The 15815-nt window shown below is 65.3% G+C and carries 14 protein-coding genes; 5 read left to right on the forward strand and 9 right to left on the reverse strand.

The genetic code is table 11. The annotated features are described in order from the left end of the window. Positions 1 to 127: 127 nt before the first annotated feature. Positions 128 to 2101, reverse strand: coding sequence for a bifunctional 2',3'-cyclic-nucleotide 2'-phosphodiesterase/3'-nucleotidase (locus ACLHHB_RS16380; RefSeq protein WP_410219349.1), 1974 nt, complete (start codon positions 2099 to 2101; stop codon positions 128 to 130). 173 nt (positions 2102 to 2274) lie between these two features. On the opposite strand from ACLHHB_RS16380, the gene ACLHHB_RS16385 reads away from it, so the two are divergent. Continuing rightward, the gene (locus ACLHHB_RS16385) at positions 2275 to 3000 is read left to right on the forward strand and encodes a peptidase (protein ID WP_410219350.1); all 726 of its coding nucleotides are present in this window, start codon (positions 2275 to 2277) and stop codon (positions 2998 to 3000) included. A 121-nt stretch (positions 3001 to 3121) separates the two neighbouring features. Further along, positions 3122 to 5398 carry an NADP-dependent malic enzyme gene (locus tag ACLHHB_RS16390; protein WP_410219351.1) on the forward strand — a complete coding sequence of 759 codons (2277 nt, stop codon included), beginning with the start codon at positions 3122 to 3124 and terminating at the stop codon, positions 5396 to 5398. Positions 5399 to 5419: 21 nt separating this feature from the next. Here the strand turns inward: ACLHHB_RS16390 and ACLHHB_RS16395 are convergent, their stop codons facing one another. Further along, entirely contained in the window at positions 5420 to 6301 is an 882-nt protein-coding gene (locus ACLHHB_RS16395) for a rhodanese-related sulfurtransferase (protein ID WP_410219352.1), read from the reverse strand. Between the two features lie 45 nt (positions 6302 to 6346). Continuing rightward, positions 6347 to 7936 (reverse strand): SLC13 family permease, encoded by a 1590-nt coding sequence (locus ACLHHB_RS16400; protein WP_410219353.1) that lies wholly within the window; start codon positions 7934 to 7936, stop codon positions 6347 to 6349. Between the two features lie 144 nt (positions 7937 to 8080). Here ACLHHB_RS16400 and pncA point away from each other — a divergent pair, with 144 nt between their 5' ends. Together pncA and pncB are read left to right on the forward strand one after the other, a co-directional pair. Continuing rightward, positions 8081 to 8677 (forward strand): bifunctional nicotinamidase/pyrazinamidase, encoded by a 597-nt coding sequence (pncA, locus tag ACLHHB_RS16405; protein WP_410219362.1) that lies wholly within the window; start codon positions 8081 to 8083, stop codon positions 8675 to 8677. Positions 8678 to 8744: 67 nt separating this feature from the next. Next, positions 8745 to 10037, forward strand: coding sequence for a nicotinate phosphoribosyltransferase (gene pncB / locus ACLHHB_RS16410; protein ID WP_410219354.1), 1293 nt, complete (start codon positions 8745 to 8747; stop codon positions 10035 to 10037). Here the strand turns inward: pncB and ACLHHB_RS16415 are convergent. The 6 genes from ACLHHB_RS16415 to ACLHHB_RS16440 form a co-directional block, all read right to left on the reverse strand. Continuing rightward, a complete protein-coding gene (locus ACLHHB_RS16415) occupies positions 10034 to 11479 on the reverse strand; it encodes an inorganic phosphate transporter (protein ID WP_410219355.1) in 1446 nt (481 codons plus the stop codon). The two genes, pncB and ACLHHB_RS16415, sit on opposite strands and share 4 nt — an antisense overlap. Beyond that, positions 11476 to 11955, reverse strand: a complete 480-nt coding sequence (locus ACLHHB_RS16420; protein WP_410219356.1) for an NUDIX hydrolase — start codon at positions 11953 to 11955, stop codon at positions 11476 to 11478. Before ACLHHB_RS16420 ends, ACLHHB_RS16415 begins: the two co-directional genes overlap by 4 nt. Next, positions 11952 to 12374 (reverse strand): alternative ribosome rescue aminoacyl-tRNA hydrolase ArfB, encoded by a 423-nt coding sequence (arfB, locus tag ACLHHB_RS16425; RefSeq protein ID WP_410219357.1) that lies wholly within the window; start codon positions 12372 to 12374, stop codon positions 11952 to 11954. Before arfB ends, ACLHHB_RS16420 begins: the two co-directional genes overlap by 4 nt. Positions 12375 to 12455: 81 nt before the next feature. Further along, positions 12456 to 13310, reverse strand: coding sequence for a carbon-nitrogen hydrolase family protein (locus ACLHHB_RS16430; protein ID WP_410219358.1), 855 nt, complete (start codon positions 13308 to 13310; stop codon positions 12456 to 12458). Further along, positions 13307 to 13891: an N-acetyltransferase family protein gene (locus tag ACLHHB_RS16435; protein ID WP_410219359.1), complete on the reverse strand. Its 585-nt coding sequence runs from the start codon at positions 13889 to 13891 to the stop codon at positions 13307 to 13309. Before ACLHHB_RS16435 ends, ACLHHB_RS16430 begins: the two co-directional genes overlap by 4 nt. After that, a complete protein-coding gene (locus ACLHHB_RS16440; protein ID WP_410219360.1) occupies positions 13888 to 14289 on the reverse strand; it encodes a ketosteroid isomerase-related protein in 402 nt (133 codons plus the stop codon). Before ACLHHB_RS16440 ends, ACLHHB_RS16435 begins: the two co-directional genes overlap by 4 nt. 150 nt (positions 14290 to 14439) lie before the next feature. On the opposite strand from ACLHHB_RS16440, the gene ACLHHB_RS16445 reads away from it, so the two are divergent. Beyond that, positions 14440 to 15815 (forward strand): phosphomannomutase (locus ACLHHB_RS16445; RefSeq protein ID WP_410219361.1); only part of this gene is annotated, 1376 nt, incomplete at its 3' end.

The following is a 15815-nucleotide window of genomic DNA, read 5'->3' on the forward strand; positions in this document are numbered from 1 at the left end:
GCGGCGTGGCCCTGGGCCGGGGGTCCGAGGAAATGGATGTCCGTGTCCAAGTCGAGGACGTGGCGCAGTAAAACCTGCAGCCAGGCATTGCAGGGATCCGGGGGGTGCAGCCCCCGGACCTGCCGCGTCAGAGCGTGATGCGATACCGGGCAAAGCCTTCCGGGCCTTCGCCTGCGGGTACGATGGCCAGCGTGGTGATATCCTCCAGATAGGTCGCGGCCCCTGGGCCGGTGTCGAACAACACTGTCGCCCCGTCCAGGGGCGCAAAGGACCAGTTGCCATCGGCTGCCGGATCGATGGTCCCCTGTTCGACGATATAGCGCACGACGACATCGCGGTTCGTGTCCGGCCCCTCGAAGATGACCGTCGACCCGTCGGCCCCCGGAAAGGATCCGCCGCCCGTGGCGCGATAGTTGTTGGTGGCGATGATGAACTCGGCCTCGGGATCAATGGGCCGGCCTTTAAAGGCCAGATCCACGATGCGACTGGCCTGCGGGTTCACCTCTGCCCCGTCGCGATCGTATTTCGCGGGTTGTGACAGATCGATCCGATAGGTCACACCATCGATCACGTCGAAATTGTAGCTGGGAAATTCGGTGTTCAGCAACATCTGGTCCGCCTCGCCCGGCGTGATCCGGTTGAACGCGCCTGCGCTGCGCTCCAGCCAGTCCTTGACCTGTCGCCCCGTTACCCGCACGGCCCGGATCGTGTTGGGATACAGGTAAAGGTCCGCCACGTTCTTGATGGCGATATCGCCGGCCGGAACGTCAGTAAAGTATTCCGGACCGCCGCGGCCGCCCGACTTGAAGGGCGCGGCGGCGGACAGGATAGGCAGGCCTTCATGCTCGGTCCCGGCCAGCATCTGCGCGATGTACCAGGATTGCGCATTCGAGACGATCTGGACCGAGGGATCATCCGCCACCATTGCGAAATAGCTGTAAAGCGGCGCGCTGGTCTGGCCGACGGCGCGGCGGACATAATCCAGCGTCTGCTGGTGCTCGACTGCCGTGACCTTTTCGATGGCAGCCACGCTTTCAACCAAGGGCACGACGTTGTTGTCGGCGTCGCGTTCGAAGATGGGGCGCGCCTCGGCCTCGTGGCTGACCACGACCCAACGGTCGCCCTCCCGCTGCATCAGCAGATCGATCAGGCCCATGTGGGACCCCCAAAAGCCGGCCATGACGCCCGGCTTGCCGCCGATGGTGCCCGCGGCCACGTCGACACCGTCGAAACCTTCGTAATCGGGTCCGGGAAAGACCAGGTGCGAATGGCCGGTCAGGATGATGTCGATCCCGTCAAGACGCGCCAGCGGAACGGCCGCATTCTCCATCCCGGGCTGCGCGGTGGCGGAACCGATGCCTGAATGGGACAGCGCGATCACCAGATCGACCCCTTCGCTGCGCAGCCGGGGAAGCCAGGCCTCGGCCGCCTCGACGATGTCGCGGACCGTGACATGGCCCTCCAGATGCGCACGGTCCCATTGCATGATCTGCGGCGGCACGAAGCCGATGATGCCGATGCGGATCGGATGCGACTGCCCCACGCCATCGACCAGTTCACGCTCCAGCACCGCATAGGGCGGGACCAAGGTCCGGTCCTCGGCAGCGGTGGCGCCTTGTTCGGTGACGACATTGGCGCAAACGACGGGATAACCCGCGCTGGCCAAGCTGCGCTCGAGGAACTCCAGCCCATAATTGAACTCGTGGTTGCCGAGGGTGCCGCCCTCGACCCCCAGTGCGTTCATGGCCTGGATCACAGGGTGGGTTTGCCCTTCGGCCATGCCGCGTTCATAGGCGATGTAATCGCCCAAGGGGTTGCCCTGCAGGAAATCGCCGTTGTCCAGCAGCAGCGTGTTCGTCGCCTCGGCCCGCACCGCCCCGACCAGGGCCGCGGTCCGCGACAGGCCCAGCGTGTCCACGGGCTTGTCGGCGTAATAATCGTATGGCCAGACATGCACGTGAAGGTCCGTCGTTTCCATGATCCGCAGATGCGCCTGCCCTGCTTCGGCCCGGGCCGAGAACGGGTGCAGCACGGCCAGCGTCAGACCGGCGGCGCTGGTGGACAGGAACCCGCGACGGGTCAGGGCGAATGTCTTGGTCATGGGGGTCCCCTCGTCTTGACCGGCAAAGAGTTGCACGATGTGCGACCTCCTGCCAGAGCCGCCCGACAGTTTCATGACAGGCCCCCTGCCGCCGGATCTGCTGGAAACGAGCCGTTGCAGCCACTGTTCCCCGCTTCTAGGCTGCCTGCCGGAATGAACGGAAAGATGGGCCGATGACCTATTGCGTCGCGTTGAAACTGAATGCCGGACTGGTGCTTCTGTCCGATACCCGCACCAATGCCGGGCTCGACAACATCTCGTGCTATCGCAAGATGTTCTTTTTTGAGAATCCCGGCGAGCGGATCATCACCATCATGACTGCGGGCTCCCTGTCCGTCACCCAGACCACCATCGCCCGCCTGACGGAAGCGATCGAGGACGAACTGGCGAACGAAACGACGTCGATCCTCAAGGCGCCGACGATGCTGCGGGTGGCCACGATCATCGGCGACACGCTGAGCCGCACCCGGCGCGAGATCGCGGACCAGTGCCGCGATCTGAAGCAGCAGGCCTCGGCCAGCATGATCATGGGCGGGCAACGCAAGGGCGGCGACATGCGCCTGTTCCTGATCTATCCCGAAGGCAACTTTATCGAGGCGACGGAAGACACGCCCTTCCTCCAGATCGGGGAACACAAATACGGCAAGCCGATCCTGGACCGCGTCGTCACCCCCGCCACCAGTCTGGCGGATGCGCAAAAGGCGGTGCTGCTGTCGATGGATTCGACCCTGCGCTCGAACCTGTCGGTGGGCATGCCGCTGGATCTGGCCGTGATCGAACAGGATGCCTGCAGGGTTACCACGCGACGGCGCATCCAGGACGGCGACCCTGATTTCGCCCGGATGAGCGCCGCCTGGTCGGCAGCCCTGCGCGACAGTTTCGTCAAGGTCACGATCTGATTGCGGTGTTTCCGGAGCGGAGGCGGCGTGCGGTGATAGGCCCTGCCATACAGTACAGCATCCGCGTTGATGCGTGCCCCTCGAAAGGTTAAGCAGTTCCTGCACAGCCCGAGGACATCCCATGACCGACAAGACCAGCCGCACCCGCATCACCCCCGAGGAGGCGCTGGCCTATCACATGGAGCCGCGTCCGGGGAAATACGACATTGTAGCCTCGACACCCATGACCACGCAGCGCGACCTGTCGCTGGCCTATTCGCCGGGCGTTGCGGTGCCCGTCCAGGCCATCGCCGACCGCCCCGAGACGGCCTATGATTACACGACCAAGGGCAACATGGTCGCCGTCATCTCGAACGGCACGGCTATCCTTGGAATGGGCAACCTGGGGGCACTGGCCTCCAAGCCGGTGATGGAAGGCAAGGCGGTCCTGTTTAAGCGCTTTGCCGACGTGAACGCCATCGACCTAGAACTGGACACCGAGGACGCGGACGAGTTCATCAATGCCGTCCGCCTGATGGGTCCGACCTTCGGTGGCATCAACCTGGAGGATATCAAGGCGCCCGAATGCTTCATCATCGAGCAGCGCCTGAAGGAGCTGATGGACATCCCGGTGTTCCACGACGACCAGCACGGCACGGCCGTGATCTGCGCGGCGGGCCTGCTGAATGCGCTGGAACTGTCCGGCAAGAAGATCGAGGACGTGAAGATCGTCCTGAACGGCGCGGGCGCGGCGGGCATCGCCTGTCTTGAACTGCTGAAGTCGATGGGCGCGCGGCATGACAACTGCCTCATGTGCGACACCAAAGGGGTGATCTGGCAGGGCCGCACCGAGGGCATGAACCAGTGGAAATCCGCCCATGCCGTCGTGACGGAGGCGCGCAGCCTGGAGGATGCGATGAAGGGCGCCGACGTCTTTCTAGGCGTCAGTGCCAAAGGCGCCGTCACGCAGGCCATGGTCGAAAGCATGGCCGACAACCCGGTCATCTTCGCCATGGCCAATCCCGACCCCGAGATCACGCCCGAGGACGCCCATGCCGTCCGTCCCGACGCCATCGTGGCTACCGGGCGCAGCGACTACCCCAACCAGGTGAACAACGTCCTAGGATTTCCGTATCTGTTCCGCGGCGCGCTGGACATCCACGCCCGTGCCATCAACGACGAGATGAAGATCGCCTGCGCCGAAGCGCTGGCCCGGCTGGCGCGCGAGGACGTGCCCGACGAGGTCGCCATCGCCTATGGCCGCAAGCTGCAGTTCGGCCGCGACTACATCATTCCGACGCCCTTCGACCCGCGCCTGATCCACGTCATTCCCCCTGCCGTTGCACGGGCCGGCATGGAAACCGGGGTGGCCCGGCGCCCGATCATCGACATGGAGGGCTATGTCCAGACGCTCAAGAACCGCATGGACCCCACTGCAGCGATCCTGCAGGGCATCCACGCCCGCGCGCGCCGCAAGCAGGCCCGCATGATCTTTGCCGAAGGCGACGACCCGCGCGTGCTGCGTGCCGCCGTTGCCTGGGCGCGCGGCGGCATGGGCCAGGCGCTGGTGGTGGGACGCGAAGCCGAGGTCAAGGCCGAGTTGCAGGCACTGGGGCTGGGCGATGCCTTCCGCGAGATCAGCGTCGTCAATGCCGCCAACAGCCGCCATCTGGAGGCTTATCACGACTTTCTCTATCAGCGCCTCCAACGCAAGGGCGTGGACCGCGAGGATGCGACCAAGCTGGCCAACAGGGATCGCCATATCTTTGCGGCCCTGATGCTGGCCCATGGCCATGGCGACGGGCTGGTGACGGGGGCCACGCGCAAGAACGCGCCGGTGCTGGCGCAGATCGGCCGCGTCTTTGACGTGCGGCCGCAGGATGGGGCGGTGGGCGTCACCGCCGTCCTGCATCGGGGGCGGATCGTGCTGATCGGCGACACGCTGGTGCATGAATGGCCCGAGGCCGAGGACCTCGCCGACATCGCCACGCGCGGCGCGGCGGTGGCGCGGGGGCTGGGCCTTGATCCGCGGGTGGCATTCCTGTCGTTTTCCAATTTCGGTTATCCAGTCAGCGAACGCGCAATCAAGATGGCCGAGGCCGCCAAGGTTCTGGACCGCCGCGGTGCCGACTTTGAATACGAAGGCGAGATGACCGTGGATGTCGCCCTGAACCCCGAGGCGGCGGCCCGCTATCCGTTCAGCCGCCTGACCGCGCCTGCCAACGTGCTGGTCGTGCCGGCGCGGCATTCAGCCTCGATCTCGGTCAAGCTGCTGCAGGAGATGGCGGGCGCGACCGTGATCGGGCCGATCCTGACCGGGGTGGCCCGGCCAATCCAGATCTGCTCGACCAACTCGACCGTCAGCGACATCCTGAACATGGCGGCCATTGCCGCGGGTGGCCTTGGGGCCGCAGGCTGAGGCATCTGCTCCGGGCGGCGCTTACGCGTCGGACCGTTGCTCGAACTGGCGCTGGCGCTCGCGAAAGCGGGCGCGGTCGTCGCCGGTGTATTCATCAATGCAGCGGTGACAGCTGACGCCGTCCTCGAACTCGGGCCGGGCGCAGTCCTCGGGGGCAAGGGGACGGCGGCAGGCGTGGCAAAGGCCGTGACGCCCCTGCTGCAACCCGTGGGTCAGGCTGACGCGCTGGTCAAAGACAAAGCACTCGCCCTGCCAGCGGCTTTGCGCCTCGGGCACGTCTTCCAGATATTTCAGGATGCCGCCCTGCAGGTGATACACCTCGTCCACGCCCTGAGAGATCAGGAAGTTCGTCGATTTCTCGCAGCGGATGCCCCCGGTGCAGAACATGGCGATGCGCTTGCCCTCGAACCGCGACGCATTCTCGGCCCACCACGCCGGAAAGTCGCGAAAGCTTTTCGTCTGGGGATCGACGGCGCCCTGGAAGGTGCCGATCTGCACCTCGTAGTCGTTCCGCGTGTCGATGACGGCCACATCAGGCGCGTCGATCAGCGCGTTCCAGTCCTGCGGGGCGACATAACGGCCCACGGCGGCCGTCGGGTCCACGTCCGGCTGGCCCATGGTCACGATCTCGCGCTTGAGGCGGACCTTCATGCGGGCAAAGGGCGGGGCATCGGCCGCGCTTTCCTTCCAATCCAGCCCCTCGAAGCCCGGCCAGGCGCGGATATGCGCCAGAACGGCATCGATCCCGGTCCGCGGCCCGGCGATGGTGCCGTTCACGCCCTCGGGGGCCAGCAACAGCGTGCCGCAGAGACCATGGGCCTGACACAGGTCCAGCAGCGGCCCCTGCCGGGATTGGGGGTCAGGCAGGCGGGCGAAATGATAAAGGGCGGCAACGGTCAGCATGGGCGCGGCCTTAGCGGGCCGCGCCGTGGCAGGCAAGGGCCTGCGTCAGAAGGTCAGCCCCAAGGCGAACCCGCCCAGCAGATAGGTCAGCAGCGTGATCAGCAGGATGCCCACGATGTTCAGCACCGCGCCCCCCTTGGCCATCTGGGCGATGGTGACCGTGCCGGTGCCGAAGACGATGGCATTCGGGGGCGTGCCCACCGGCAGCATGAAGGCACAGGTCGCGGCCAGCGCCGCCGGGATCAGCAGCGTCATCGGGTCCGCGCCGATGCCCAATGCGACACCACCCAGGATCGGGATGAAGGTCGCAGCCGTTGCCGTGTTCGAAGTGACCTCGGTCAGGAACAGGATGATGGTGACGACCGCGGCCACCAGAAGAATGCTGGGCAGCGCACCAAGCCCCGTCACCTGCTGGCCGAACCAGCTGTCCAGTCCTGATGCCGCCACCGCAGACGCCAGGCTGAGGCCACCCCCGAACAGCAGCAGAACACCCCAAGGCAGGCCCTGTTCGGCGTCCTTCCATTCCAGCACCATCTGGCTGCGCCCGCGCCCCGGCAGCAGGAACATCACAAGGCCCGCACCGATGGCAATGGCCGTGTCGTCGAAGCTGTCCAGCCAGGGGGCCGCATCCTCGACCCCGGGTATCGAGGTCAGAAGCCCCGGCACCACCCACAGGAAGGCCGCGCCCAGAAAGACTGCCAGCACCATCCGCTCGCCTTGGCTAAGGGGGCCCAGGCCCTGCACCTGATCCTCGATCATCTGGCGGCCGCCGGGGATCTCGGGCAGGTCGAACGGATAAAGGACGCGGGTCATCAGGATCCAGGCAATGAAGATGAAGATGAATGCCAGCGGCGTGCCCAGCATCATCCACTCCAGAAAGCCGATAGTGCGACCCAGTTCGTCGGCGGCATAGCCGGCAACGATGGCATTGGGCGGACTGCCCAGCAGCGTGCCGAGGCCGCCCATCGAGGCCGCCCAGGCAATCGACAAAACCAGGCAGACGCCAAAGGCGCTGATGTTCTTGTCGCGCACCACGTCCGTGATGGCGGCACCGCCGGCCAGAGCCTCCCCGGCCGCCGCGCCGTCCTGACGCGAGCCGCGCTCGACCACCAGCGACAGGACCGACAGGCCGATGGGCAGCATCATCAGCGTCGTGGCGGTATTCGACACCCACATCGACAGAAAGCCCGTGGCCAGCATCATGCCCAGCACGATCCGCCGCGGCGCAACGCCCACCCGGCGCAGGGTCAGCAGCGCGATGCGCGTGTGCAGGTGCCATTTTTCCATCGCGATGGCGATCAGGAAGCCCCCCAGGAACAGGAACACGATCGAACTGGCATAGGGCTGCGTGCTCTCGGCCACTGTGCGTTCCGTCAGTGCCGGGATCAGCACGATGGGCAGCAGGGCGGTCGCCGACAGCGGGATCGCCTCGGTCATCCACCAGACGGCCATCAGCGTGCCGATCGCGGCCACGACCCGCGCATCGGGGGACAACCCCTCCTGCCCGCCCAGCAGCCACCAGACCAGCCCGGCCATGATCAGGCCCAAGGCGCGCAAACCCCAGATCATCGTGGCCGAGCGCACGGGCACCTCGTTCTCGTCATATTCGGCCGGATGGTGCAGATCGTCCTTCATGCCCATCATGTCCTCCCTTGTTGGCGCAGCGTAAGGCGGGGCCGCCCTAGCGCAAAGCACAAAGCGCCACCACCCCTGCCCGGCCGGGACTTGACCCGGCAGGACCGGTCCGAATTAATGACGCGTCACCTGCCGGAGGTTCCCATGCCGCATGCCCTGATCGTCATCGACCTGCAGATCGACTTCTGCCCCGGCGGCGCCCTTGCCGTGGCCGACGGAGACAGCATCGTTCGTCCGGTCAACGCGATGATGGGCGACTTTGACGCGGTCATCCTGACCCAGGACTGGCATCCGGCCGATCATGCCAGCTTTGCCGACAACCATCCGGACGGCCAGCCGTTTTCACTGACCGAAATGTTTTATGGTCCGCAGGTCTTGTGGCCGCGTCATTGCGTGATCGGCACCAAGGGCGCGTCCTTTCATCCGGATCTGGATACCGGCCGCGCAGACCTTGTGCTGCGCAAGGGTTTTCGTACCCGGATCGACAGCTATTCGGCCTTTTTCGAGAACGACCACGAGACCTCGACAGGACTTGCAGGCTATCTGCGGGACCGGGGTCTGGATCAACTGAGCTTCGTGGGCCTCGCCCTCGACTTCTGTGTCGCATGGAGTGCGCTGGACGCAGCCCGGCTCGGCTTCCAGTCCCGTGTCATCGAGGGTGCCTGCCGCGCGATCGACCTGGACAACAGCCTGACGGCTGCGCGCAACAGCATGCGACAGGCCGGGGTCACGCTGTCCTGAGGGCATGGGCTTGCACGCCCGCCCCGTTCCGGGCACGAAGGGGCCAAATCTCAAGGGGTCAGCGATCATGGTCGACATCGCCACACGCGTTTATAACCACAAGTGGAAGATCGACCCTATCGTCCGGTCGCTGATCGACACCGACTTCTACAAGCTGCTGATGTGCCAGTCGGTGTTTCGCAACCGGCCGAATACGACCGTCACCTTCAGCCTGATCAACCGCAGCAAGAACGTGCGCCTGGCCGAACTGATCGACGAAGGCGAACTGCGCGAACAGCTGGACCATGTCCGCAGCCTGTCCCTGACGCGCGGCGAAAGCACATGGCTGCGCGGCAATACCTTCTACGGCAAGCGCCAGATGTTCCGCCCGGACTTCATGGAGTTCCTGGAGGGCCTGCGCCTGCCCGCCTATCAGCTGGAGCGGCGGGATGGCCAGTTCGAGCTGACCTTCGAAGGCCCCTGGCCCCAGGTCATGCTGTGGGAGATCCCTGCCTTGGCGATCCTGATGGAAATGCGCTCGCGCGCGGTCCTCAAGGACATGGGCCGGTTCGAACTGCAGGTGCTTTATGCCCGTGCGATGACACGCCTTTGGGAAAAGATCGAAGCGCTGCGCGTCTTGCCGGACCTGCGCATCGCCGATTTCGGCACGCGCCGGCGCCACAGCTTCCTGTGGCAGGACTGGGCCGTGCAGGCCATGATCGAGGGGCTGGGAGACCGCTTCATCGGCACCTCGAACTGTCTCGTCGCGCAGCGCCGCGACATCGAGGCGATCGGCACCAATGCCCATGAACTGCCCATGGTCTATGCCGCCCTGGCCGACAACGATCAGGCACTGCGGCGCGCGCCCTATGACGTGCTGGCCGACTGGCACGAAGAGCATGACGGCAACCTGCGCATGATCCTGCCCGACACTTATGGCAGTGCAGGCTTTCTGGCAGGGGCGCCCGACTGGCTGGCGGGCTGGACCGGGATCCGCATCGACAGCGGCGATCCGGCCACCGGCGCGGAAACCGCCATCCGCTGGTGGAAGGACCGCGGCGAGGATCCGCGCCAGAAGCTGGTCATCTTTTCGGACGGGCTGGACCAGGAGCGGATCATCGCGCTGCACCGACAGTTTCATGGGCGGGTCAAGGTCAGCTTTGGCTGGGGAACGCTGCTGACAAACGATTTCCGGAGGCTGGTGCCGGGCGACGGGCTGGCCCCTTTCAGCTTGGTCTGCAAGGCCGTGTCGGCCAATGGTCGGCCCACCGTCAAGCTGTCGGACAATCCCGCCAAGGCCACCGGCCCCGCCAGCGAGATCGAGCGCTACAAGCAGGTCTTCGATGTGGGACAGCAGGTGCTGCGACCGGTAACCGTCTAGAACCCGCCCCCGGTCGCCCAAAGGATCAAGCCGCAGGCCGCGGCTCCCAGCCCTGCCGTGATCGGCAGCGTCACCAGCCAGGCGACGGTGATCGTCAGGACATGGCTGCGCCGCACCAGGATGCGGCGGCGCGCCTCTTCGGCGGGCATCGGCTGATGGCGGGCATCGCGTCGACGGTCCAGCCATTCGCGGGCAAAGCCCACGCCAAAGATACCGCCCACCGCCACATGCGTTGTCGAAACCGGAAGCCCAAAGCCCGAGGCCATCAGCACCGTCGCGGCAGTCGCCATCGACACGCAAAAGGCACGGCCCGCGTTCAGCCGGGTGATCCCGCTGCCGACCATGGTAACCAGCCGCCGTCCGAACAGCAGCGTGCCGATGCCGATCGCCAGCCCACATCCGGCCAGCACAACAAGAGGAACCAGCCCCGCCTGTGCGGCGGGCGCCTTGGCGCGCAGGATGACCGACAAGGGCCCGGCAATATTGCCCACGTCATTGGCCCCGTGAGCAAAGCCCATGATGACGACGGACATCAGAAGCGCCGGGCGGAACAGCCTCTTGGCGCCCGGTTTGCGCGGGTTGACCGCCAGTTCCTGCATCAGGCGCTGGCGCGTCACGGCATAAGCGCCGGTCCCCACCACGCCAACCGCCAGTGCAACGAGCCAGCCCGGCGTCAGGTCGTCCGATACCAGCATCGCGACATAGGCAGCGAACAACCCCGACATCGCGGCGACCATGCCCGGCAACCATCGCAGTGCGGCCGTTCCGCGGTCTGGCGCATCCACCACCTTGGTTCGCAGCAGGACCAGCAGCGCCCCGGCCAGTCCGCCGGCAACCAGCGGCGTTGCCACCCAGACCAGGGCAATCATCGTGACGGCGCTCCAGCCCACGGCCGACAGGCCCAAGGCCACCGCCCCCGCCCCCGCAATGCCACCCACAATGGAATGCGAGGTGCTGACGGGCAGGCCGATGCCGGTGGCCAGCGTGATCCAGGTGGCCGCACCGATCAGCGCCGCAACCATCAGCAGCTGCCCCCTTGAACCCGAAATCGATGGTGCCACCTGCACGATGCCGTCAGCCAGACGCGAGGTCACCGCGTCCCCGGCCAGCATGGCGCCTGCCAGTCCCGCAACAGCCACAAGGATCAGACCCGGCAAAAGGCTGATGGCCCCTGCCCCCACCGCGGGACCAAGAGAGTTTGCGACATCGTTCGACCCGATCGCGATGCCAAGCCAGGCCGCCACGATCAGTCCCGCACCAATGGCCAATGTGCCCGAGGCTGCGCCCGACAGCGCCAGCACCAGCAGCAGCGCCCCGACAAGTGCCAGAACCCCTAGGCCCAGCCTCCAGACAGGCTGGAACGCATGCATCTGGGCGGCCTCGGCATGGCCGATCCGTCCCAGATCCTTGTCCAATGTCCGGAATTGCGCGTGGGGTTTCATGCCACCTTGCGCGCGTCGGGCGTAGGGGCCTTGTGGTCCGACAAGCGTTTCAGGATGGCCTGCAGGCCGGGCTCGGCCACCGACTGCGCCGCATCGGCGGGCGTGAACCATCGACGCGTCCGCTGGGTTTTCTCGGGATAGCGATTCGCCAGCCTGTCCACCTCCAGCAGGAAGACCCTTACCTCGACCGGAATGGAAAACCCTTCGGCCTGACCCTTGTCATAGCTGAAGCGGCCCAGTTCGACGGGGGAAACCGTTCCCTCCACCCCGGCTTCCTCCCATGCTTCCTGAGCGGCGGCACCGTGAAGGGTCCGGCCCTCCATGGGCCAGCCCTTGGGAATCACCCAGCGGCCGCTGTCCCGGCTTGTCACCATGAGAACATGGCCCGACGCGCTGTCACGACAGATCGCACCCACCTGCATCGACCGCGGACGACGTCCCAGAATCAGGTCCAATGATCTGCGCAATGCCTTCATTCCTCGTCGTCCACCCTGCCTCTCAGCGTCTTCACCTCGCCCCGGACGGTCTTGGCCTTGAGCCGCCGTTTCTGGCTGCCCAAGGTCGGTCGTGTCGCAATGCGCCTTTTCGGCGAAACCAGCGCGGCACGGATAAGTTCCACGAGACGGTCCCGGGCCAGTTCCCGGTTGCGGGCCTGGCTGCGTGTTTCCTGTGCCAGGATCACGACCGCGCCCTCTTGGGTCCAGCGCCGCCCCGCAAGCCGCTGAAGGCGCCGTTTGACCGGTTCGGCCAGGTTGGGAGAGCGCGCCGCCTCGAAGCGCAGTTCGACTGCCGTCTCCACCTTGTTGACGTTCTGGCCACCCGGCCCCTGGGCCCGGGTGAACTGTTCCGAGAGTTCCCACTCTTCGATGGCAATGGTGTCGGTCACGTGCAGCATGCCATTAAGATAGGGTGCGCTTGCCGATCAGTTAAAGCGCAAACCACTTAATTTTAGGTTAATTCTGACCTGCCTTTATCGTCAGATCAGCTGGCTGTCCGCTTGTTCCGGCCAATGGGCGAAAGGCAGGACGGCCCCTTCCGCACGGCTTTGCCGGACCCGGGCCAGATCAACCTCGGCCATGACCCAGCCCGGAACGTCCATATCGCCCTGAGCGATAATGCCGGTTTCAGGCCAGAACCCGTCTGGCGGCCCATAAAGGGAGGCGCGACCCCGGTTCTCGTCCAGCGCGGGCATCCAGTCGCAGGGGCCGACGGTGGGGGCCTGTACGACGACGCACTGGCTTTCCAGTGCACGCGCCATGGCCCCGATGCGTACCCGATGAAATCCCGCTACCGTATCGGTGCAACTGGGCACCAGCAAAAGTTCGGCCCCGGCTTCGGCCAGCATCCGCCCCAGCAACGGAAATTCACTGTCATAACAGATCAGGACGCCGATGCGGCCCAGCGCGGTGTCGAACAGGCGCAAACCGGGCGCGCCGGTCACGTCCCAATCCTCCCGCTCGAACCGGGTCATGATCTGCTTGTCTTGATGGCCGATCCGCCCCTGCGGTCCGTACAGCACCGCCCGGTTGACCGGACGGGCGCCCTCGAAGACCGGCCCCGATGCGCCAAGGATGTGGCAGCCATGCTGCGCCGCCAGCCGCAGGTGCAGCGCCTCGACCGCAGGCCAGTGGCGGGCGACCTCGTGCAGGCTGGCCTCCAGATCGCCGGCAACATCCCGGCCCCCCAGCGAGGCCAATTCCATGGCAGCGTATTCCGGAAAGACCAGCAGGTCGGCGCCTTGGGCGTCCTGGACCCAGCCCGTCAGCTTGGCCTCGTAACCGGCGAAATCATCGAACCAGTCGATCGGATAGGCGGCGGCAGCGATCTTCACAGTTCTCTCATCCAGAATTGCAGGTTCTTGTCGGTTTCACCGGCCTCGCCCAGGTCCTTCCAGGCAAATTGCGCGACCACGCCCGGCAAGGGCTCATAGCCACGCTTGCGCCAGAAGGCGTCCAGCGGGCGATAGCCTTCGGGACGCGCCGGATGATCCGCAGGACGGACCACGCTGCAAAAGGCGCACCAGCGCGCACCGAGGGCACGGGCATGATCCTCGCGCGCGTCCCAGAAGGCGTGCCCGATGCCGTGGCCGCGATATTCCCGCAGCAGCACCGACTCGGCACAGTAGAAGATCTGGTCCAGCGGCTCGGGGCGTTCCGAAAACGCTGCGGCAAAGTCAGCGGCATGATCGGCCATGGGCGCCCCGGTTGCGGCCCCCACGATCCGGTCACCGTCCAGTGCGGCCACCACGACCGCTCCGGAGGACTGATAGGCACGCAGGTAATCGCGCTCGTAATCCTCGTCCCCGTCATAGAGATAGGGAAAGTCGCGGAACACGGTGATCCGCAGACGCGCGACATCGTCCAGCGCCGCGGCCAGCGCATCGCCGGTCAGGACGCGCGTCGTCACGCTCATTGGTTGACCTGCCTGTTCCAGTCCGCAAGGTTGTAATAGGTCGTCACGCGGGCGACCTTGCCATCGCGGATGGTGAAAAAGGCGCCGGCAGGCAGGCGATAGGTCTGGCCCTTGGCCTCGGGCAGGCCTTCGTCGGTTTTCAGATAGGTGCCGTTCACCACGAACTCGGCCGCAGCCCGGTCGCCCGCTTCATTGGCAAAGATCACTATGTCGGTCAGGTTCTCGCGATAGCTGTCGGTCATGTGGGCGTTGAAGGCCCTGAACATGTCCTTGCCCTTGCGAATCTGGCCTTCATTCACGTGGTGCTCGACCTCGTCATGGACCATGTCCAGCATGCGATCGGTGTCGCCCGCGTTGAAGGCATCATAGTAAGCGGTGATCAGGGCCTTGGCGTCCATTGGTCTCTCCTTCGCATTCGGGACAAAGCTAGCGTGCTTTTCATGTGCCGTCACCTCGGCCCAAGGTTGCAACTTAACGCCTTTGCCCGCATTGCCTTGAAATCCGGACCGAACCTGTTAGCGCTTTGTCAAACAGCTTCGGAGAATTCGATGACCGGAAAAGATCAGCTGGGCAGGCGCGAGATCACCTGCTTCAAGGCCTATGACGTGCGAGGCGAGCTGGGCAAGAACCTGGACCCGGATGTGGCCTACCGCATCGGGCGCGCATTCGCGCAGGCCCGGCAGGCCAAGCGCGTGGTCGTGGGCCGCGACAGCCGCGAATCTTCGCCCGAACTGGCGGCCGCGCTGATCGAGGGACTGACCGACGGCGGCGCCGACGTGCTGGACCTGGGCCTGGCGGGCACCGAGGAAGTGTATTTCCACACCGGCAACCAGGACACCGATGGCGGGATCGAGGTCACGGCCTCGCACAACCCGATCAACTACAACGGCATGAAGATCGTGGGCCGCGGTTCCGCACCGCTGGATCCGGCGACGGAACTGCCGCCCATCGTGGAACTGGCAACCTCGGGTGAGTTTGCGCCAGCCACCAAGGGCAGCGTTTCGGATTTCAGCGACGCCCGCGCCGAATATGCGCAGCGCATGGCGGATTTCGTCGATGTGGCCGCGCTGAAGCCGATGAAGATCCTGGTGAATGCCGGCAACGGGACCGCAGGTCCGACCTTTGACGCCATTGCGGCTGAACTGGAGCGTCGCGGTGCACCGCTGACATTCGTGCGGATGCACCACGATGTGGACAGCAGCTTCCCGAACGGCATCCCGAACCCACTGCTGGACGAGAACCAGCCCCCCACCGTGGCGCGGATGAAGGAAGAAAAGGCCGATCTGGGCGTGGCCTGGGACGGTGATTTCGACCGCTGCTTCTTTTTCGACGAGAACGGCCGCTTCATCCCCGGCGAATACATCGTGGGCCTTCTGGGTGCGGCTTTCCTTGAAAAATCCCCCGGCGAAAAGATCGTCCATGACCCGCGCGTCATCATGAACACCCGCGCCCTGATCGCGGAATCGGGCGGCGAGGCCGTGGTCAGCAAGACCGGTCACGCCTTCATCAAGCGCAAGATGCGCGATGTCGGCGCGATCTATGGCGGCGAGATGTCGGCGCACCATTACTTCCGCGACTTCTATTACTGCGACAGCGGAATGATCCCGTGGCTTCTGATGATCGAGCTGCTGTCGCGCAAGGGCAAGACCCTGGCCGAACTGCTGGAAGAGCGGATGCGGCTTTACCCTTCCTCGGGCGAGACGAACTACACGATCGAGGACCCGGATGCGGCCATTGCCCGCCTGATCGAGATCTATGAACCCCAGGCCGACAGCCGCGACGATCTGGACGGCGTGTCGCTGAATTTCGGCAAGTGGCGCTTCAACCTGCGCAAGTCGAACACCGAGCCGGTGGTACGCCTGAACGTCGAATCGGACGGCGATGCGGCGCTGGTGGCCGAAAAGCAGGCCGAACTGGCAGCCAT

The sequence above is a fragment of the Paracoccus sp. (in: a-proteobacteria) genome (genome assembly GCF_046462195.1).
Taxonomy (GTDB): Bacteria; Pseudomonadota; Alphaproteobacteria; order Rhodobacterales; family Rhodobacteraceae; genus Paracoccus.